Origin of the sequence: Burkholderia sp. 22088 (assembly GCF_052045915.1) — a bacterium.
Lineage (GTDB): Bacteria > Pseudomonadota > Gammaproteobacteria > Burkholderiales > Burkholderiaceae > Burkholderia > Burkholderia cepacia.
In genome coordinates this window covers 279,763-298,688 of the sequence record NZ_JBQEPY010000002.1, presented here as the reverse complement: position 1 = coordinate 298,688, position 18,926 = coordinate 279,763, and the positions used below count along the sequence as shown (strand labels likewise).

The 18,926-nt window shown below is 66.9% G+C and carries 22 protein-coding genes; 12 read left to right on the top strand and 10 right to left on the bottom strand.

All coding sequences use genetic code 11. The features are described from left to right. Positions 1 to 4: 4 nt before the first annotated feature. Genes ACTJLD_RS04485 through fae form a run of 3 tightly spaced genes read right to left on the bottom strand, consistent with a single transcriptional unit; the run spans position 5 to position 3,067 of the window. Positions 5 to 1,456, bottom strand: a complete 1,452-nt coding sequence (locus tag ACTJLD_RS04485; protein ID WP_440658126.1) for an NAD-dependent succinate-semialdehyde dehydrogenase — start codon at positions 1,454 to 1,456, stop codon at positions 5 to 7. 22 nt (positions 1,457 to 1,478) lie between these two features. Next, positions 1,479 to 2,501, bottom strand: coding sequence for an aldo/keto reductase (locus ACTJLD_RS04480; RefSeq protein ID WP_060316157.1), 1,023 nt, complete (start codon positions 2,499 to 2,501; stop codon positions 1,479 to 1,481). 41 nt (positions 2,502 to 2,542) lie between these two features. Beyond that, positions 2,543 to 3,067, bottom strand: coding sequence for a formaldehyde-activating enzyme (gene fae / locus ACTJLD_RS04475; RefSeq protein WP_027789894.1), 525 nt, complete (start codon positions 3,065 to 3,067; stop codon positions 2,543 to 2,545). A gap of 326 nt (positions 3,068 to 3,393) precedes the next feature. On the opposite strand from fae, the gene ACTJLD_RS04470 reads away from it, so the two are divergent. The 3 genes from ACTJLD_RS04470 (at position 3,394) to ACTJLD_RS04460 (ending at position 5,604) form a co-directional block, all read left to right on the top strand. Beyond that, positions 3,394 to 4,311, top strand: coding sequence for a LysR family transcriptional regulator (locus ACTJLD_RS04470; protein WP_027789893.1), 918 nt, complete (start codon positions 3,394 to 3,396; stop codon positions 4,309 to 4,311). Positions 4,312 to 4,537: 226 nt separating this feature from the next. Then, positions 4,538 to 4,888 (top strand): hypothetical protein, encoded by a 351-nt coding sequence (locus tag ACTJLD_RS04465; protein WP_322036713.1) that lies wholly within the window; start codon positions 4,538 to 4,540, stop codon positions 4,886 to 4,888. 155 nt (positions 4,889 to 5,043) lie between these two features. After that, positions 5,044 to 5,604: a hypothetical protein gene (locus tag ACTJLD_RS04460; RefSeq protein WP_440658124.1), complete on the top strand. Its 561-nt coding sequence runs from the start codon at positions 5,044 to 5,046 to the stop codon at positions 5,602 to 5,604. Here ACTJLD_RS04460 and ACTJLD_RS04455 read toward each other — a convergent pair whose 3' ends face one another. Then, positions 5,605 to 6,480, bottom strand: coding sequence for a LysR family transcriptional regulator (locus tag ACTJLD_RS04455; RefSeq protein ID WP_021160509.1), 876 nt, complete (start codon positions 6,478 to 6,480; stop codon positions 5,605 to 5,607). A gap of 161 nt (positions 6,481 to 6,641) precedes the next feature. On the opposite strand from ACTJLD_RS04455, the gene ACTJLD_RS04450 reads away from it, so the two are divergent. Both ACTJLD_RS04450 and ACTJLD_RS04445 read left to right on the top strand, forming a co-directional pair. Then, on the top strand, positions 6,642 to 7,961 hold the full coding sequence (locus ACTJLD_RS04450) for a DUF3422 family protein (protein WP_060373269.1): 1,320 nt from the start codon (positions 6,642 to 6,644) through the stop codon (positions 7,959 to 7,961). Positions 7,962 to 7,995: 34 nt separating this feature from the next. Next, positions 7,996 to 8,199 carry a hypothetical protein gene (locus tag ACTJLD_RS04445; RefSeq protein ID WP_060373268.1) on the top strand — a complete coding sequence of 68 codons (204 nt, stop codon included), beginning with the start codon at positions 7,996 to 7,998 and terminating at the stop codon, positions 8,197 to 8,199. 39 nt (positions 8,200 to 8,238) lie between these two features. Here the strand turns inward: ACTJLD_RS04445 and ACTJLD_RS04440 are convergent, their stop codons facing one another. Further along, the gene (locus ACTJLD_RS04440) at positions 8,239 to 8,694 is read right to left on the bottom strand and encodes a DUF3304 domain-containing protein (RefSeq protein WP_060086111.1); all 456 of its coding nucleotides are present in this window, start codon (positions 8,692 to 8,694) and stop codon (positions 8,239 to 8,241) included. A gap of 84 nt (positions 8,695 to 8,778) precedes the next feature. Continuing rightward, positions 8,779 to 9,675, bottom strand: coding sequence for a transcriptional regulator CynR (cynR, locus tag ACTJLD_RS04435; RefSeq protein ID WP_440658122.1), 897 nt, complete (start codon positions 9,673 to 9,675; stop codon positions 8,779 to 8,781). A 113-nt stretch (positions 9,676 to 9,788) separates the two neighbouring features. Between cynR and ACTJLD_RS04430 the strand changes: the two genes are divergently transcribed. From ACTJLD_RS04430 to ACTJLD_RS04420, 3 genes are all read left to right on the top strand, one after another. After that, the gene (locus ACTJLD_RS04430) at positions 9,789 to 10,448 is read left to right on the top strand and encodes a carbonic anhydrase (protein ID WP_027789886.1); all 660 of its coding nucleotides are present in this window, start codon (positions 9,789 to 9,791) and stop codon (positions 10,446 to 10,448) included. A 30-nt stretch (positions 10,449 to 10,478) separates the two neighbouring features. Beyond that, a complete protein-coding gene (gene cynS, locus ACTJLD_RS04425; RefSeq protein WP_021160503.1) occupies positions 10,479 to 10,949 on the top strand; it encodes a cyanase in 471 nt (156 codons plus the stop codon). Positions 10,950 to 11,061: 112 nt separating this feature from the next. After that, positions 11,062 to 11,529: a nucleoside deaminase gene (locus ACTJLD_RS04420; protein ID WP_119338695.1), complete on the top strand. Its 468-nt coding sequence runs from the start codon at positions 11,062 to 11,064 to the stop codon at positions 11,527 to 11,529. Between the two features lie 174 nt (positions 11,530 to 11,703). On the opposite strand, the gene ACTJLD_RS04415 is transcribed toward ACTJLD_RS04420, so the two are convergent. Continuing rightward, a complete protein-coding gene (locus ACTJLD_RS04415) occupies positions 11,704 to 12,093 on the bottom strand; it encodes a hypothetical protein (RefSeq protein WP_160313244.1) in 390 nt (129 codons plus the stop codon). On the opposite strand from ACTJLD_RS04415, the gene ACTJLD_RS04410 reads away from it, so the two are divergent. The 4 genes from ACTJLD_RS04410 (at position 12,041) to ACTJLD_RS04395 (ending at position 15,798) form a co-directional block, all read left to right on the top strand. Next, on the top strand, positions 12,041 to 13,162 hold the full coding sequence (locus ACTJLD_RS04410) for an ABC transporter ATP-binding protein (RefSeq protein WP_240440053.1): 1,122 nt from the start codon (positions 12,041 to 12,043) through the stop codon (positions 13,160 to 13,162). The genes ACTJLD_RS04415 and ACTJLD_RS04410 overlap by 53 nt on opposite strands. A gap of 10 nt (positions 13,163 to 13,172) precedes the next feature. After that, positions 13,173 to 14,159: an ABC transporter permease subunit gene (locus tag ACTJLD_RS04405; protein ID WP_069253847.1), complete on the top strand. Its 987-nt coding sequence runs from the start codon at positions 13,173 to 13,175 to the stop codon at positions 14,157 to 14,159. Then, entirely contained in the window at positions 14,156 to 14,995 is an 840-nt protein-coding gene (locus ACTJLD_RS04400) for an ABC transporter permease subunit (RefSeq protein ID WP_440658118.1), read from the top strand. The genes ACTJLD_RS04405 and ACTJLD_RS04400 overlap by 4 nt, the downstream gene beginning before the upstream one ends. A gap of 368 nt (positions 14,996 to 15,363) precedes the next feature. Further along, positions 15,364 to 15,798: a GNAT family N-acetyltransferase gene (locus ACTJLD_RS04395; RefSeq protein ID WP_027789881.1), complete on the top strand. Its 435-nt coding sequence runs from the start codon at positions 15,364 to 15,366 to the stop codon at positions 15,796 to 15,798. Positions 15,799 to 15,826: 28 nt separating this feature from the next. Here ACTJLD_RS04395 and ACTJLD_RS04390 read toward each other — a convergent pair whose 3' ends face one another. The 3 genes from ACTJLD_RS04390 to ACTJLD_RS04380 all read right to left on the bottom strand — a co-directional run bounded on the left by ACTJLD_RS04390 (position 15,827) and on the right by ACTJLD_RS04380 (position 18,853). Further along, positions 15,827 to 16,402, bottom strand: a complete 576-nt coding sequence (locus ACTJLD_RS04390; protein WP_334046349.1) for a hypothetical protein — start codon at positions 16,400 to 16,402, stop codon at positions 15,827 to 15,829. Between the two features lie 130 nt (positions 16,403 to 16,532). Continuing rightward, the gene (locus ACTJLD_RS04385; protein ID WP_440658115.1) at positions 16,533 to 17,816 is read right to left on the bottom strand and encodes a cystathionine gamma-synthase family protein; all 1,284 of its coding nucleotides are present in this window, start codon (positions 17,814 to 17,816) and stop codon (positions 16,533 to 16,535) included. 140 nt (positions 17,817 to 17,956) lie between these two features. After that, positions 17,957 to 18,853 carry a LysR family transcriptional regulator gene (locus ACTJLD_RS04380; protein WP_322072584.1) on the bottom strand — a complete coding sequence of 299 codons (897 nt, stop codon included), beginning with the start codon at positions 18,851 to 18,853 and terminating at the stop codon, positions 17,957 to 17,959. Between the last annotated feature and the right edge of the window lie 73 nt (positions 18,854 to 18,926).

Sequence of the window (18,926 nt, the reverse complement as noted above, 5' to 3'; positions counted from 1 at the left end):
GCGGTCAGCGGCCGAGGCCGGCCATCAGCGTGTACTTGAGTTCCACGTATTCGTCGAGGCCGTACTTCGAGCCCTCGCGGCCGAGCCCCGATTGCTTGACGCCGCCGAACGGCGCGACTTCGGTCGAGATGATCCCGTCGTTGACGCCGACCATTCCGCTTTCCAGCGCACCCGACACGCGCCACGCGCGGCCGAGATCGCGCGTATAGAAGTACGCGGACAGCCCGAACGGCGTATCGTTGGCCGCGGCGACGGCCTCTTCCTCGGTCGCGAAGCGGAAGCAGCCGGCGACGGGGCCGAAGGTTTCCTCTTCGGCGATCAGCATGTCGGCCGTCATGCCGGTCAGCACGGTCGGCTCGTAGAACGTGCCGCCGAGCCCATGACGCTTGCCGCCGGTGAGCGTGTGCGCGCCCTTCGCGACCGCATCGGCCACGTGCCGCTCGACCTTGCCGAGCGCCGCCTCGTTGATCAGCGGCCCCTGGTCGACCTCACCCGCGAGCGCGTTGCCGACGCGCAGCATGCGCACGGCGTCCGCGAGCTTGCGCGTGAATGCGTCGTACACGCCGTCCTGCACGAGAAAGCGGTTCACGCACACGCAGGTCTGGCCCGTGTTGCGGAACTTCGACGCGATCGCGCCCGCGACCGCCGCATCGAGATCGGCATCGTCGAACACGATGAACGGCGCGTTGCCGCCGAGTTCGAGCGACAGCTTCTTCAGCGTGTCGGCCGACTGCTTCGCGAGCAGCTTGCCGACCCGCGTCGAGCCCGTGAACGACAGCTTGCGCACGACGGGCGAACTCGTCAGCGTCTCGCCGATCGCGACCGCGTCGCCCGACACGACGTTGAACACGCCGGCCGGCACGCCCGCGCGCTCGGCGAGCACCGCGAGCGCGAACGCCGACAGCGGCGTTTCCTCCGACGGCTTCAGCACCATCGTGCAGCCGGCGGCGAGCGCAGGGCCGGCCTTGCGCGTGATCATCGCGAGCGGGAAATTCCACGGCGTGATCGCCGCGACGACGCCGACCGGCTCGCGCGTGACGACGATCTGCGCATCCGGCTTCGGGCTCGGGATCACGTCGCCGTACATGCGCTTCGCTTCTTCCGCGAACCATTCGAGAAAGCTCGCCGCGTAAGCGACTTCGCCGCGCGCTTCCGCGAGCGGCTTGCCTTGCTCGCGCGTCAGCAGCCCGGCGAGCGCGTCGCGATGTTCGAGCATCAGCTCGCCCCAGCGCTTCACGCGTGCGCCGCGCTCCTTCGCGGTCAGTGCGCGCCACGCGGGGAACGCGTGCGCGGCTGCGTCGATGGCGCGCTGCGTGTCGTCGGCGCCGCCTTTCGCGACTTTCGCGATCGTTTCGCCGGTCGCGGGGTTCAGCACCGGATAAGTTGCATCGCTCGCGCCGTGCGGCTCGTGCCATTCACCGCCGATGTAGTGGCCGGTCCTCAGAAATTCGTTCATCGTGTGTCGTTCCTTCAGTGCCTCAGTCCGTCGCGAAACTGCCCTGCGCCGGACGCGACGCGCGCGCGATGCGCTTGCCGGCCGTGTAGTCGTTGATCAGGTCGCACGGCGTGTAGTTGCGCTCCAGTTCGTGCAATTCCTCTTCGGTGAGCTGTGTCTCGAGCGCGCCGAGCGCACTGTCGAACTGCGCGACGGAATCCGCGCCGACCAGCATGCTCGCGACGCCGGGGCGGCTCAGCACCCACGCCTGCGCGATCTGCGCGGGCGGCACGCCGCGGCGCTTCGCGACCTTCGCGACCGATTCCGCGATCGCGAGCGATGAGGCATCGCCGTACATCTGCGCGGTGAAGAAGTCGGTCTGGTTGCGCGTCGATTGCGGCTCGCAGGTCAGCAGGCCGCGCGCGAGCGGGCTGAACACCGACACGCCGACGCCCTGGTCGATGCAGTACGGCACCATTTCGCGCTCCTCCTCGCGATACGCGAGGTTCAGCTGCAGCTGCATGTTGATCGGCTTGTCCCAGCCGTTTCGTTCGCAGGCCTGCATGATTTTCGCGAACTGCCACGTGTACATCGTCGATACGCCGATATAACGCGCCTTGCCCGCGCGCACGATGTCGTGCAGCGCGCTCATCGTTTCCTCGACGGGCGTGTTCACGTCGAAGAAGTGCAGCATGAAGATGTCGACGTAATCCATCCCGAGCCGCGTCAGCGAAGCGTCGATGCCGTCGAGCACGTGCTTGCGCGAATGGCCGCCCGCGTTCGGGTAGCTGCCCATGTCGTAGCCGACCTTGGTCGTCACGACGAGCTCCTCGCGGCGCGCGTTGCGCTTCAGGATGCGGCCGACCACTTCCTCGCCGACGCCCGTCGAATAGAAATCGGCGAGATCGATGAAGTTCACGCCGGCGTCGAGCGCGCGGCGCACGATCGGCTCGCTCTGCGCTTCGTCGAAGATCCAGGGTTTCCAGTCGGGGGTGCCCATGTTCATCGTGCCGAGACACAGGCGGGACACCTTCAGGCCGGACTGGCCGAGGCGGACGTATTCCATGCTTCCTCCAGGTGCGGCCTTGTGTCGGCCGCTTGTCGTCTTCAGTTTTTCTTCGGGGTGTAGAACGGGTTCGACACGTCGCGCGCGGCGGCGAATACCGCGTCGCGATGCGGCAGCCCTTCCATCGCGGCGACGATCGCGGTGCGGCACGCGCGATAGTTGTTCTCGAACACGGCATCGAGATCGTCGGTCTGCGGGTTCACCCAGTTCGCCGACACGACGACCCAGTCGTTCTCCGCTTCGGGCGGCAGCGTGCCGTTCTCGAGCGCTTCGGCGACGGCCTTCGCGATGCCGGCCTGCGACGCGCCCCACGTGGCGTTGCCGTGGAAATCGCCGGCGATCTGCGCCTTGTTGACGTACAGCGTGAGCGGCTTGGTCGGCACGCCCGGCTGCGCGATCACGACGAACGGCGCATGGCCGGCCGACGGCGTCGCGAGGGCCGTGGCGAACGCCTGGCCCGCGGGGCCGTTGCGCGGGCCGACCAGCACGTTGATGTGCGCGAGGTTGACGCCGGGGCCTTCGAAGCCTTCGCCGATGTAAAGCTGCCTGGGTTGGGATGCGGTCATTGCGATGTCTCGTCGATGAGGTTGGGTGTGAGGCGATTGTGGTGGGCCGCGGCGCGGCCGGTGAATCGATGTTTTCTGATCGGGCTATGAGTTTTCGTCGTCTCCGGGAAAGCCCTTGGCCCGCCACGCGGACGCCCGCCGGGCGGGCCTCGGCCGGTGTCGTGACGGCGGGCGGGGCGGAACTGGCGGGTGGTCATTCGTGAACCGGCTCCGGGTTTGTCATACCCGGGCAGGGGTTGGAGCGCCGGGCGCATCCGGACAACAATCGGCGTACTCCGAGCCCTATCTTTCGTCTTCCCTTCTTTTTTCGAAAGCGAGTAATTCCGATGGCTGCCATTCAAAGGCCCGATTGGTCGAAGCTCAGTTCGCTCGATCCGGAACTGATCCGGGCATTCGTCGCCGTGGTCGAGAGCGGCGGCTTCACCGCGGCGGCCCGGCAACTGCATCGCACGCAGTCGACGATCAGCCTGCGCATCCGCACGCTCGAGGAGCGGCTCGATACGCACCTGTTCATGCGCAACAGCCGACGGCTCGAACTGTCACGCGACGGCGAGAATTTCCTGATCCATGCGCGCCGCATCATCCAGGTGCAGAACGACGCGATCCTCGCGCTGAAGCAGGCGAGCAGCGATCGCGGCGTCGTGCGCTTCGGGCTGCCGGAGGACTACGCGGAGCTGTGGCTGCCCGACCTGCTGAAGTCGTTCTATGCGATGCGGCCGGGCGCGCGTTTTCACGTGCATTGCCGCACGTCGCTCGAACTGCTCGAACGGCTGCAGGCCGGCGAGCTCGACGTCGCGCTCGTCGTGCGGCACGGGCCGAACGCGGGCGGGCGGCTGCTCGGCCGGCACGATGTCGTATGGGCCGCGCACCGCGATTTCGTGCTCGGCCCGCAGGCGTCGGTGCCGCTCGCGCTGTTTCCGGAGACGTGCTGCTACCGGCAGCGCGGGCTGCAGGCGCTCGCGACGGCCGGGCGGCCGTATCACGTCGTCTATACGAGCCAGAGCCCGACCGGCATCAAGATCGCGGTGAACCACGGCGCGGCCGTGACGATGATCGACCGCTGCACGCTGCCCGAGAACTGGCGCGTGCTCGACGAGACGGACGGGCTGCCGCTGCTGCCGGCGGCCGATCTCGAACTGCATCGCTCGCCGGGCATCTGCGATCCGCTGACCGACGATCTGGTGTCGCTGATCGAATCGATGGTCGACGAGCGGCGGCGCGCGTCGCTCGAAGCGTTCGCGTAGCGCGGCGGCCGACGCACGGTTTGATTGGCGCGAACCGTGGCGCGTGGTGGGCGGTCGCGTCGCGCGCATCGCGACCGCACGGCAGGCCGCCATGCCGCTGGCCGTTGACGTGTTGTGTCCCCGGTGCCGTTTTTTGCACGGGCGGCCCGTTTTTTTGCACGACGTTTATGCGGTCTCTTCTAAGCTGGGGACGTGTCGAACAGCCGAGACGGCTTCCGTCCGCTCCATGACCTTCATTCATCCCGTTCCCGCCTTCGATGTCGCCGGCCGCCAGTTGCGCGCCGGCGAACCCGACAACGTCATTCCGTTCCCGCCGCCGCGCCCGCGCCTGCAGTTGCCCGTCACGCTGACGGCCGACTCTGGAGAACACGCGCATGCGCGGCTCGCGGCGCTGCTGCATTCCCCGCTCGGCGTGTACGTCGTCAGCGCGCGTGCCGTGCGCGACGTGGTCCACGTGCACTTCGACATCGCGCCGGAAGACCTGGATTTCACGCTGCACATGCTGATCGCGCAGCAGGCCGATGCGGTGATCGGGCCGGTCGCGCGCCGGTTGCGGGTCGGGCCGAAGGCACGGTGAAGCCGGGAACGGCTGTTGCTCGTGGGTTGTGGTTCGTTCCTTGATGGCTTGTCCGATCCGCCGTCCGATCGCCGGTCGCCGTGCTGTCCGCCCTCAGGCGGCGGACAGGCGCGCGATGCTGCGTGCGCGGCGCCGATCATGCATGCGGAGGAGTCATGGATCTATTGGAAGCAGTACCTGTCGTGCAACCGGCAAACGGCCGGGTACGGGCGGCGTCGCTGCCGTCGGGCCAGCAACTCGCGCGTCAGCTCATGACGACGGTGCGCGTGGCCGAAATGCTGTTGCATCAGGCGATCGTCGTGCCCGACCGGCATCAGTGGTCGGTGGACACCGAGCGGGTCGACGCGGCCGGCGGGCCGCTCGCGGCGTGGGAGCGCGACGTGACCTGGCGGATCGGCAAGGTGTTCGCCGCGACGGTCAGCCCGGCCGCGCGCGTCAACGATCGCGACCAGGTCGCGGTCGAGATCCGGCTTTGCCTGCCCGAACAGGACTACATGGCCGGGCGGCGCGTGAGCACCTTCGGCCGCCGCCACGGCAACCGCTTCGGCGCGACGCTGTCGGTCGCGTCGGGCGCGCAGTGGGGCTGGCAACGCGCGGAGCACGTCGCACCGGAACACACGCAGGTATGCGGCGATACGCTGGAAGCGCTTGTCGATCAGGTGGCCGCGAACGTCAACGCGGCACTGGACGCGGCCGGGTTCGGCGCGATGCGCTGATCACGCGTCGCCGGTCTGCCCGGTCTGACGTTGCAGGTCTTCCATCAATTGTTCCGCGAGAAAGTCGCACGGCGGCCGCTTCGATTTCGTGCTGCGCGCGAGAATCAGTTCGAGCGGCGGCAGGTCGGGCAGCCCGTGCGCGCGGCCGAGCATCGACAGTTGCGCGGGAATCGCGCAGCGCGCGAGCGGCGCGACCGCGAGGCCGGCCTCGACCATGCTGAGCAGCCCGAGCAGGCTCGGGCTTTCATACGAGGTGCGGTACGGCACCTTCGCGCGTTCGAGGCTGCGGATCGCGTTCTCGCGCGCGACGCTGCCCGGCATGAACACCGCGATCGGCAGCGGCCGCTCTTCCCACACGCGCGGCCCGTTCGTCATCGCGGCCCACGCCATCGGCTCGTGGCGGATGAAGTCGCCGGACAGCCCCTTGATGCGCGTGCCGCAGACGAGATCGACGGTGCCTTCCTTGATCAGCGGCGCGAGCGCGCTGCTCGGCAGCCCCATCACCTGGATCTCGACCTTCGGGTAGGTCGCCGAGAATTTCTTCAGCACCGACGGCAGCAGCGACGACGCATAGTCGTCCGGCACGCCGATCACGACCTTGCCGGTCACTTCCGGCCGCACCACGGCCGCCCAGGCCTCGTCGCGCAGCGCCAGCATTCGTCTGGCGAATCCCAGCAGCACCTCGCCTTCGCGCGTCAGCACGATGCTGCGCGGTTTGCGCACGAACAGCGGCCGCCCGATCGCGTCTTCCAGGCTCTTGATCTGCATGCTCACGGCCGACTGCGAACGGTTCACGGCCTCGGCCGCGCGGGTCATGTTGCCGGTCTCCGCGACGGCGACGACGGTGGCCAGCACGTCGTGATCGAGCATCTTCATGGGTATCAGGAAAACTGAACGTAACGATCAGCATTATGCGTTTTTATTGTTGCTGTGTGTCTGCCATAGTGCGATCACGCTGACGTTTCGCCCGAGGGCTGCGCGGCGTTCGGGCCGGACGATCCGGTGTGCGGGACTGAACAGGGAAGCGTGGTGTATCGATGATGGACCATCCGTTGCGCGCGGCGCTGGCCGCGGAATTGCATGCCCGGCCGTTCCTGCGGCTCGCCGAAGCCGTGTCGCTCACGCATTACGCGATCTACGCGGACGGCCAGCCCGACATCCACGAAACGCTGCTGCACGCGCTGTGCCGCGATACCGGCATCGCCGCGCCGCACGAAGGCGCGACGCATTACGCGGTGCAGTCGCCGAGCGGCTGGCACTTGAAGTGGGAGCGCCACACCGAATTCTCGACCTTCACGTTCGTCGCGCCGCGTCGCGACACCGGTTATTTCGACGATCTCGCGATCGAGGGCATTCCGGCCGCGTGGTTCGCGCGGCTTGCCGGCATCCGCTTCGTCGCGGTGCGCATGGAGCTGCTCACGGGCGACGCCGCGCGGCTCGTCTGCGGCGATCTGCGCCGCTGGATCGACGGGCCCGCGCTCGTCGGCAGCAACGTGCTCGGCGGCGGCAAGGTGTTCTGCGACTGGCATGTGCGCGACGACGGTTTCATGCGCTTTCTCGTCGTCGACGAGGATTTCCGCGAGGAGCAGGGCGGCCGCCTGCTGCAGCGCCTGCATGAAATCGAGACGTACCGGATGATGGCCTTGCTGGCGCTGCCCGTCGCGCGCCGGATGAGCCGCGAACTCGACGAGATCCACGCGGCGCTCCATGCACTGATGCAGCGGATGGACGCGAGCGGCGCCGACGGCGACGACACCGCGCTGCTCGTCAAGCTCACGCATCTGGCGGTACGGGTCGAGTCGCTGTCGGGATCGGGCGCGCGCTTCAGCGCGTCGCGGGCGTACGAGAAGCTCGTGCTGGCGCGCATCCACGAGCTGCGCGAGGAACGCATCGAAGGGATGCCGACGATCGCCGAATTCATGGAGCGGCGTTTCGCGCCGGCGATGGAAACCTGTCGCAGCGTATGGGCGCGCCACGAGCAGATCGCCGCGCGGATCGCGCGAGCGGTCGACCTGTTGCGCACGCGCGTGAACCTCGCGCAGGAAAAGGACGTGACGCGCCTGCTGGCGGGCATGGAGCGCACCGCGCGCAACCAGCTGCATCTGCAGCACGCGGTCGAGGGGCTGTCGGTGGCAGCCATTTCGTACTACGTGCTGTCGCTCGCGACGGCGGCGTTCAAGGCGCTGCACGTGATGAACCTGCCGGTCGATCCCGAACTGGCGGAAGGCCTGCTGATCGCGCCGGTCGTGTTCGCGGTGATTCACATCACGCGGCGCACGCGCGCGCAGCTGGCGCGATCGGAAGCCGCACATGACGGCGCGGCGGTGCACGCGGCGACGTTGAAGCAGGTCGGTTAGAACATCGAAAACATGATCAGGTAAAGGAGTGGAGATGACTTTTTCGCAGACGCAACCGGGGTTTTACAGCGGCTTCGATGCCGCGTTCGACGAACCGGCACCGGATGACGCGGGCGTGCCGGAGGCCGCGCGCGTGACGTCGTATCAGGCCGTGCTGCAGGAGCCGATGACGTCGCTCGTCGGGAATACGATCGATCGGCCGGACGTCGCGGCGGTGGCGATTCTCGGTTACAACTGACGCAGCGCCGGGCGGGTGGGCTGCGCAGTCCCTTCCCGGTCACCCGGCGGCACGCATGCGCGGCATCGTCGGGTACGCCACCCATCGGGCGTCGATCTTGCGGCCGGGTAGAAAATGAAACTCGATATAACCGTCGCGCCGGTTCGGCAAAGCCGGCACGGCGACGTCGGTTTCGACGATGTCGGGCGCCTGGTTCCGGGCGTCTTCTTCAGGCGTCAGATCGTACGTGATCCTGACGTGCCAGGTCTTCTTGCCGCGCGGCACGCTCATGCAGCACATCGTGCCGCCCCCGCCGCCGAACTGGCGCGCGTGCACGCTGCCCGCGCCGAAGCCATCCACCACGAAACTGTAGACACCACGATCGGTGTAGTTGAACCCCACGACGCGATACGGGCCGTCGGCGCGCGTCTGTGCGTGGATCCACCAGGCCGCGCCCGCCAGCAATGCCGCGATGGCGACGGGGTTGAGTATCAGGCGGCGTAGCAGGTTCGGCATGTCGGTGTTCCTGTGAGTCGGTTCGGCGGCACGATCCGTTGCCGGTAGCGCCAGGGCGCGTGCCGTGCACCCCGGCGCCCGAGGTCATCGCGCGCGCCTGACAGGCCCCGCCCCATGCGCCAGCGCCAGTTCGACGAACGCGCGCGCGGCCGCGCTCCGGTACGCCCCCTTGCGTTGCAGCAGCACGGCCGTACGCCGCAGGACGGCCGGATCGAGCGCGACGGCGGCGAGATCGTCGTGGCCGCTCGCGATCGTCGCGGGCAGCAGCGTCGCGAGGTTCGTGCGGCGCACGATCTCGATCACGGCCCCCAGCGAATTCGCTTCCATCGACACGCGCGGCCGCACGTCGTGCTCGCGGAAATAGCGGTCGATCTGCACGCGTGTCGCGAATTCGGCCGTGAGCAGCACGAGCGACGCGTCGTGCAGCGCGCGCAGGCCGGCCTTGCGTTTTCCGGCGAGCGCATGCCGGCGGCTCACGACGAGCGCGAGCGTTTCGACCAGAAGCGGTTCCGCTGCGATATCGGCCGTTTGCACCTCGTCGAACGCGATGCCGACATCGAGCTCGTCGTCGACGAGCAGCGCCTCGATGCGTTCCTGCGACATCTCGCGCACCGACAGCGACACATCCGGATAGCGGCCGTGAAACGCCTCGACCAGCGGCCCGACGAGATAGCTCGTGAAGGTCGGCGTGACCGCGATCCGCAGTGAGCCGCGGCTGAGATCCTGCACGTCGTGAATGGCACGCCGGCCTTCCGCGAGATCGTGCAGCGCCTGCCGCGCATAGCGGAAATACACGTCGCCGGCGTCGGTCAGCCGCGTCACGCGCCCGGTGCGGTCGAACAGCTGCGCGCCGAGCGTCTCCTCGAGCTGGCGGATCTGCTGGGACAGCGCGGGCTGCGACACATGCAGCGCGGCGGCCGCGCGCGTGAAGCTGCGATGTTCGGCGACGGCGAGGAAGTAATGGATATGGCGCAGCAGCATGGCGGTTCCTATAAGTCCTGCTTATCCGGTAGATCATAAATCAGTCTTTTACGTTATTGGAAGTCCGGCGTAACCTGCTCTTCATCGATTCCACCCGCACCGGAGAACACGCGATGAAGGACATCATCGAAGGCTTCCTGAAGTTCCAGCGCGACGCGTATCCGGCGCGCGCCACGCTGTTCCGCGATCTCGCGCGCAGCCAGCATCCGCGCGCGCTGTTCATCTCGTGCTCGGACAGCCGGCTCGTGCCCGAACTCGTCACGCAGCGCGAACCGGGCGACCTGTTCGTGATCCGCAATGCCGGCAACATCGTGCCGTCGTACGGCCCCGAGCCGGGCGGCGTGTCGGCGTCCGTCGAATACGCGGTGGCCGCGCTGCGCGTGACCGACGTCGTGATCTGCGGCCATTCCGATTGCGGCGCGATGACCGCGATTGCCACCTGCCAGTGCATGGACCACATGCCGGCCGTCGGTCACTGGCTGCGTTATGCCGATTCGGCGCGCGTCGTGAACGAGGCGCGCACGCATCGCAGCGAACGCGAGCGGATCGACTCGATGGTGCGCGAGAACGTCGTCGCGCAACTGGCGAACCTGAAGACGCACCCCGCCGTGCGGCTCGCGCTCGAAGAAGGGCGGCTCGCGCTACACGGCTGGGTCTACGACATCGAATCGGGCTGCATCGACGCCCATGACGGCGCGACCGGCCGGTTCGTCTCCCTGGCGGACCATCCCGAGGTCCGCGCCACGCCCGCGACGCTTCCCGTCGCGGCGTGAATCGCTCCAACCTACCCACGAGGAATTGCCATGATCCAGTCCCAGCACAGCCAGACCGCCCGCCACGCGCTCGCGGAGACCGTCGTTCTCGCGAAGGCGCGCAAGAACCTGTCGTTCGCGCAGCTCACCGAAGGCACGGGCCTGAGCGAAGCGTTCGTGACGGCCGCGCTGCTCGGCCAGCATGCGCTGCCGGCCGATGCGGCGCGCAATGTCGCCGACAAGCTCGGCCTCGACGACGACGCGGTGCTGCTGCTGCAGACGATCCCGCTGCGCGGCAGCATCGACGATCGCGTGCCGACCGACCCGACGATTTACCGCTTCTACGAAATGCTGCAGGTGTACGGCACGACGCTGAAGGCACTCGTACACGAGAAGTTCGGCGACGGCATCATCAGCGCGATCAATTTCCGGCTCGACGTGAAGAAGGTCGACGATCCGGAAGGCGGTTCGCGTGCGGTGATCACGCTCGACGGCAAGTACCTGCCGACCAAGCCGTTCTGACGCAGGCGCGCCGCCGCGCCGCGGCAGCCGTGCCGTGCAGGCTCTCGCCCGACGTGCATCGGCCGCCGGCCGGCGCACGTTTCCGCCATGCCGTTTCAACGAGGACACAGCCATGGATTTTGTGAAACGGACGATCGATCTTGCGATGAAGAACGTGGAAGAGGGCGGCCGTCCGTTCGCGACGGTGATCGTCCGCGACGGCGAGATCGTCGCGGAGAGCCCGAACCTCGTCGCGCAAACCAGCGACCCGACCGCGCACGCCGAGATCCTCGCGGTGCGCGACGCGTGCCGCAAGCTCGGCACCGAGCACCTGACCGACTGCGAGATCTACATTCTCGCGAGCCCGTGCCCGATGTGCCTCGGCGCGCTGTACTACTGCAGCCCGAAACGCGTGGTCTACATCACGACGCGCGAGGACTACGCGCCGTTCTATCGCGACGACCGCAAGTATTTCGAGCTCGACACGTTCTATGCCGAATATGCGAAGCCGGTCGAGGCGCGCCGGCTGCCGATGGTGCAGCAGAAGCACGGCGGCGCGATCGACGTGTACCGGCGCTGGAAGGAACTGAACGCGAAGTGACGTGACCCGCACGGCGCCCAGGCCGCGCGTTGCAGCCGCCCGGCTGCTCGTTTTCCCCACCCTCCGTTTCGTCTTCCGTGTCATCCGGCGGCGCCCGTGCCGCCGGGGCGCCCGCGCCGCCGCGCGAGGCGGGTCGTGCCCCCGTTTTCCCACCTTCCCAAACATCGATCCCGATCAATGTCCGGAACGGAAATCCGCGATCCAAAAGGTTTTTGACGGGTTTAAAAATTCGCACTGGAGACGACGAAAACGTGCGGAAAGCCCGATGAAAACCGATGAAATCTTCATGACAGCCAGCGCGGTGGCCGCGGTCGTTCGCGACTGATCGCCATCGATCGCCGTGCGTTTTCCCTGCCTGTTTCGTTGCGCCATTCGTTCCGGACGAGGAATCGCTCGATCCCTCTCCGCCAGCACCGCCCGACTGCCGCCGGTCGCGCGTGACGCCTGAGATTCGCTTACCTGCTTGAAACGGACCATCATGAAACGGGATTCATTCAGTACACCTGATGCGATGCATCGACCGACGACGAACATGCTCAAGCCGAACGAAACGTTCGTGCGCATCGAAAACGTCGTGAAGAAATTCGGCGACAGCACGGCCGTCGACAACGTGAACCTGACGATCGCGAAGAACGAGCTGTTCGCGCTGCTCGGCAGCTCGGGCTGCGGCAAGTCGACGCTGCTGCGCATGCTTGCAGGGCTGGAAACGGCCACCTCCGGCAAGATCTTCGTCGACGGCGAGGACCTCGCTTCGCTGCCGCCATACCGCCGCCCGGTCAACATGATGTTCCAGTCGTACGCGCTGTTCCCGCACATGACGGTCGAATCGAACGTCGCGTTCGGCCTGAAGCAGGAAGGCACGCCGAAGAACGAGATCCGGGAACGCGTGGCCGACGCGCTCGCGCTCGTGCAGATGAGCAAGTACGCGAAGCGCAAGCCGCATCAGCTCTCCGGCGGCCAGCAGCAGCGCGTCGCGCTGGCCCGTTCGCTGGTCAAGCGCCCGAAGCTGCTGCTGCTCGACGAGCCGATGTCCGCACTCGACAAGAAGATCCGCCAGAAGACCCAGCTCGAACTCGTGAACATCATCGAGAAGGTCGACGTGACCTGCGTGATGGTCACGCACGACCAGGAAGAAGCGATGACGATGGCGAGCCGCCTCGCGGTGATGAGCGAAGGCAAGATCGTGCAGATCGGCTCGCCCGGCGAAGTCTACGAATACCCGAACAGCCGTTTCTCGGCCGAATTCATCGGCTCGACCAACCTGTTCGAAGGGCGCGTGGTCGAGGACGAACCCGACCACATCTTCGTCGAAAGCGACGACCTCGAGGCACGCATGTACGTGAGTCACGGCGTGACGGGCCCGCTCGGCATGCCGGTCGGCATCTCGGTGCGCCCGGAGCGCGTGCACGTGTCGCGCGAGAAACCGGGCTCGAAACACAACTGGGCGCGCGGCGTCGTGACCGACATCGCGTACATGGGCAGCTACTCGCTGTACCACGTGCGCCTGCCGAGCGGCAAGACGGTGGTGTCGAACCTGTCGAGCTCGCACCTGATGAACGACAACGCGCCGGCGTGGAACGACGACGTGTTCGTGTCGTGGTCGCCGGCCAGCGGCGTCGTGCTGACGCAGTGAGGACGCCACGATGAGAACCTCCGCTTCCACTCCGTCCGCGCCGGTGTCTGCCGGCGCCGCGAGCACCGGCGCCGGCCGCGCGCGCCCGGGCCGTTTCTCCATGCTGTCGCGCTTCCTGCCGTCGGGCCGCAGCGTCGCGATCGGCGTGCCGTTCGTATGGCTCGCGATCTTCTTCGCGCTGCCGTTCGTGCTGGTGCTGAAGATCAGCTTCGCCGACCAGGTGATGGGCATCCCGCCGTACACGTCGCTCGTCGAGATCAAGGACGGCGTCGTGCACTTCGCGCTGCAGCTGTCGCACTACGCGTTCCTGCTGCAGGACGACCTGTACATCGCGACCTACCTCAGCTCGCTGAAGATGGCCGCCGTGTCGACCGTGCTGTGCCTGCTGATCGGCTATCCGATGGCGTACTACATCGCGCGCTCGGAACCGAACCGCCGCAACGTGCTGATGATGGCCGTGATGCTGCCGTTCTGGACCTCGTTCCTGATCCGCGTGTATGCATGGATCGGGATCCTGAAGGACGACGGCCTCCTGAATCACACGCTGATCGCGCTGGGCATCATCCACACGCCGCTGCGCCTCTATCACAGCGACGCGGGCGTCTACATCGGGATGGTCTATTCGTACCTGCCGTTCATGGTGATGCCGCTGTACGCGCACCTCGTGAAGATGGACCTCACGCTGCTCGAGGCCGCGTACGACCTCGGCGCGAAGCCGTGGGTCGCGTTCACGCGCATCACGCTGCCGCTGTCGAAGAACGGGATCATCGCCGGCAGCCTGCTGGTGTTCATCCCGGCGGTGGGCGAGTACGTGATTCCGGAACTGCTGGGCGGCGCCGACACGCTGATGATCGGGCGCGTGATGTGGGATGAATTCTTCAACAACATGGACTGGCCGATGGCGTCCGCGGTGACGGTCGCGATGGTGATGCTGCTGCTGGTGCCGATGGCGCTGTTCCAGTACTACCAGGTCAAGGAACTGGAGGACGCGAAATGATCAAGCCGAGCAAACCGCTGTCGACGGGCGTCCTCGCCTTCGGCTTCCTGTTCCTGTACATCCCGATCATCAGCCTGGTGGTGTACTCGTTCAACGAGTCGAAGCTGGTGACGGTGTGGTCGGGCTTCTCGCTGAGGTGGTACAGCGCGCTGCTGGACGACGACGAGCTGCTGACCGCCGCGTGGCTGTCGCTGAAGATCGGCCTGTTGACGGCCACCGCGTCGGTCGTGATCGGCACGTGGGCGGGTTTCGTGCTCGCGCGCTTCGGCCGCTTCAAGGGCTTCACGCTGTACACGGGGATGATCAACGCGCCGCTGGTGATTCCGGAGGTGATCCAGGGCATCTCGCTGTTGTTGCTGTTCGTTGCGCTGGAGCAGATGTTCGGCTGGCCGAAGGGGCGCGGGATGGTGACGATCTGGATCGGCCACGTGATGCTGTGCGTGTCGTACGTGGCGATCATCGTGCAGTCGCGCGTGAAGGAGATGAACAAGTCGCTGGAGGAGGCGGCGCTCGATCTGGGCGCGACGCCGCTGAAGGTGTTCTTCGTGGTGACGCTGCCGCTGATCTCGCAGGCGCTGCTGTCGGGTTGGCTGCTGTCGTTCACGCTGTCGATCGACGACCTGGTGCTGTCGGCGTTCCTGTCGGGGCCGGGGTCGACGACGCTGCCGCTGGTGGTGTTCTCGCGCGTGCGGCTGGGGCTGAACCCGGAGATGAACGCGCTGGCGACGCTGTTCATCACGGCGGTGACGATCGGCGTGATCGTCGTGAACCGGATGATGATCGCGCGCGAGCGGCGCCGCGTGGCCGACATGAAGGCGGCGTTCGCGGTGGCGTGAGCGCGGGCATGATGGTGTGACGGCATGACGAAAGCGACGGCGGGCGCATGACGGGCCCGTCGTTTACGGTGGTCGCTTGCTCGGGGGAGGGAAACGGGGCGATCGTGTGCGGTGCGCTCGCTCATGACCGAGCGGGTCGGCTACGGTGACTGTGGCGATGCCACGTGCAAAGCGGCGCAGCCGTCGTGTTTCGCAACGGTGCCTTCGGCGCCGGGTTTCGGGTTCCCGATGTGGCCGAACGACGCGTGGGAATGCCACATCGCACGCGAGTAGCGCGGTCGCCACGCGGCGGGCGACGCGCTATAGTCGTGCGACGCCCGCTGACGGTGCGATACACCCGGCGGCCCTTTCACTGACGCGCTCTCCCGATGACAGCCCTTCCCGACGTTACCCTGCGACTGACCGACATCGAGCAGCCGGCCGCACACGATTTCATCAGCCGCAAGCTCGGCGAATTCAATCACGCGATGACGGGGCGCGCCGACGCGGCCACGCTCGACGTGTACGTGACCGATCCCGCGACGGGCGAGATCGTCGGCGGCCTGACGGGGCGCACGTCGCTCGGTCTCTTCTTCATCGATTTGTTCTACCTGCCCGAATCGCTGCGCGGCGGCGGGTTCGGCAGCCGGCTGCTGCGCGAGGCCGAAGCGGAAGCGAAACGACGCGGATGCGCGCGGGCGGTGCTCTACACGATCTCGTTCCAGGCGCCGGATTTCTACCGGAAGCAGGGTTACGAAGCATTCGGCGAAGTGCCGTGCGAACCGGAAGGCACGTCGCGCGTGTTCATGGTGAAGGTGCTTTGAACCGGTTCGGCCGGCGTGCGTCGCGCGCTCAGATTCTCGTGGCGATCGCCTTGGGCGTATAGCTGGCGTGAGTGGCCGGATCGACGAACCGGCCTCTGAAATATCCGTCGCCGTTCGCGTCGGATACGAACGTCTGATGGGCCGGATCCAGCATGCGGCGCCAGAATGCATTCCGGCGTTCGATGTTGTCGATCGTTTGCGTCTTCCCGAGAATGTGGCCGGTCATCGTTGCGTCCTTGTCGCTGAGACTGCCGGCGAGCAGGAGCGGGAAGCCCGGCGGAAGGGGAAGCGTTCGATGGATCTCCGACCAGCACAGCGTGCCGATGCCCCGGCAGCACAATTCCGGCGGAAGCATGAAGTCGCCGATGTGCATCTTGAACGACGAGTCGTCGAGCGGAAGCCACCGTTCGCTGAACGGGAATTTCCTGACCCGGGTGGGCGATCCGAATGGCGACTCCTGGTATTCGAATTCGACGGACACGCGGCCCGTGCAGCAGCGATCGGGCAACGCGTCCAGCTTGTCGATTTCCTGCACGATCGTCATGGTCGCGATCGGCACGCCTTGCAGATCGGCGATCCGGTACGAATGCCGCGTGGTGTTCATCGTGTTGATCCTCGAGCAAGCACGACGACGGAGCTCGAACGTCGGCGTCCGGGCGTCGGCATCCGGGCGTCGGCGTCCGGGCGTCGGCAGCGTGCCCCATGCCGGCGGCACGGGGCACACGCCACCCGCGTCAGCAATGCTCCAGCGCGTACGACAGGTCGGCGATCAGGTCGTCCGGATGTTCGAGCCCGACCGACACGCGAATCAACCCTTCCGACACACCGGCCGCTGCGCGCGCTGCGGCCGGCACGCCCGAATGCGTCGTCGATGCCGGATGGCAGATCAGCGACTCCGTGCCGCCGAGACTGACTGCGGACTTGAAGAGCGTCAGGTGGTTGATGAACCTGAACGCCTGCTCGCGGCCACCGTCGAGGATGAACGCGAACGTCGAGCCGGGCCCGCTGCACTGGCGCCGGTAGACGGCCTGGTAGGCCGGATCGTCGATGAGCTCGGGATGCAGCACGCGCACCGGCCGATGCGGATTGCCGGCGAGCCAGCGGGCGACGGCGCTGCCGCTGCGCGCGGCCTGCTGCATGCGCAGCACGAGCGTTTCCATCGAGCGCGTGATCATCCATGACGAATGCGGGTCGAGCTGCGAACCGAGCGTGCTGCGGACCGAGCGGATCTTCGTGATCAGGTCGCGGGTGCCCGTCACGCCGCCGGCGACGAGGTCGCTATGTCCGCCGATGTATTTCGTCAGCGAGTACACGCTCAGGTCGATGCCCTGCCGCGACGGCTTCTGATACAGCGGCCCGAGCAGCGTGTTGTCGCAGACCGACAGCGGGCGGTAGCCGTGCCGCGCCTCGAACGCATCGATCTCGCTGCGCAGCCCGTCGAGGTCGAACAGCGCGTTGGTCGGGTTGGCGGGCGTCTCGATGTAGCACATCCGCACGTTGCCCTTTTGCGCGGCCGCTTCGAGTGCGGCGCGGATCGCGCTGGTGGACAGCCCGTCGGCGATCACTTCGGAGCGGATGCCCCACTCGGGCAGGAACTTCGAGATCAGCGTTTCGGTGCCGCCGTACAGCGGCACGGACTGGACGACGCAGTCGCCCGGCCGCAGGAACGTCAGCAGGATCGCGGCGATTGCCGACATGCCGCTCGACGTCACGACGGCGGCTTCGGAATCGTCGAGCAGCGCGAGGCGATCCTCGACGATCTCCAGGTTCGGGTGATTGAAACGGCTGTAGACGAGGCCCGCGCTTTCGCCTTCGGGCGAAGGCTTGCGCCCGGCCACGACGTCGAAGAATTCGGCGCCGTCCTCGGCCGTGCGGAACGCGAACGTCGACGTGAGGAACACAGGCGGCTTCACCGATCCTTCCGACAGGAACGGATCGTAGCCGTACGACATCATCTGGGTTTCGGGATGGAGTTCCCGGTCTGCAATCTTGCGCTTGTGGTAGTTGCGATAGGCCATGCGGTGCTCCGTGCAGGGGTGGTGAGGAACGGCCGTTGCAGCGGCGGCACGACGCGTGCGGCGCCGGGTAGGCACCGTTCGTCGCGACCGCGTGACGCGATACTACCCGAAGGCATGGCCTTCGTGACGCGCGACTGTCACTATCGAGAGGGTGTCGCCTGTTCGACGATCATGTCGTACAGCGCACGGGCGGCCGGCGACAGTTGCGCGCTCCGGCGCGTGACGAGCACGAGCGTGCGCGACACCGCGGGCTCGACGAGTTCGATCGTGCGGATCATCGGGTACGCGTTCTTCTGGATCGCGAGCTTCGGCACCACCGCCGCGCCGAGCCCCTCCGCGACGAGCCCGAGCGCCGTCGAGCTGCGTTGTACTTCGTAGAACGAATGCAGCGACACGCCGCTCGTCTTCAGCGCGCCGTCGAGCAGCCCGCGATTGCCGCTCACTTCGCCGGCGAAGATCAGCGGATGCGGTTGCAGGGCGGCCCAGCGAATGCGCCGCCGCTTCGCGAGCGGATGATCGTCGCGGCACACGAGTACATACGGGTCGCTCGTCAGCGGGACGTTGACCAGTTCGGGATGCTGGTCGCCGGCGATGCCGATGCCGAACTCGGCCTCGCGATGCAGCACGGCCTGCACCACCGACGCCGACGCGTGATCGAGGATCTTCACGCGATCGTGCGGGCGGTGCGCGGAGAATGCGCGCAGGATGCGGGGCAGGTATTGCACGCCGACCGTCGGCACGCACGCGATCGTGACGTCGCCGCGCTGGCTCAGGCCGGTTTCGCGAATTTCGGTGAGCGCGTCGGACAGCTCGTTCAGCAGCCGGCGCGCTTGCGGCAGGAAGCGCCGGCCGATTTCGGTGAGGGTGGTGCGGCGCGTGGTGCGCTCGACGAGCGCGACGCCGAGAAAGGTTTCGAGCTTGCGCAGCCGCTGCGTGATGGCCGTCTGCGTGACGTGCAGCGTATCGGCCGCCTGCCGGAAGCTGCCGCCGTCGGCGATCGCGACGAAAGCCTGAACACCGAGCGTATCGATCTTCATCAGAATTTTGAATCAATCACGATATTAAATTCATTTTACTGAACTTCACGACGACCGCAGAATGCTTCGCATC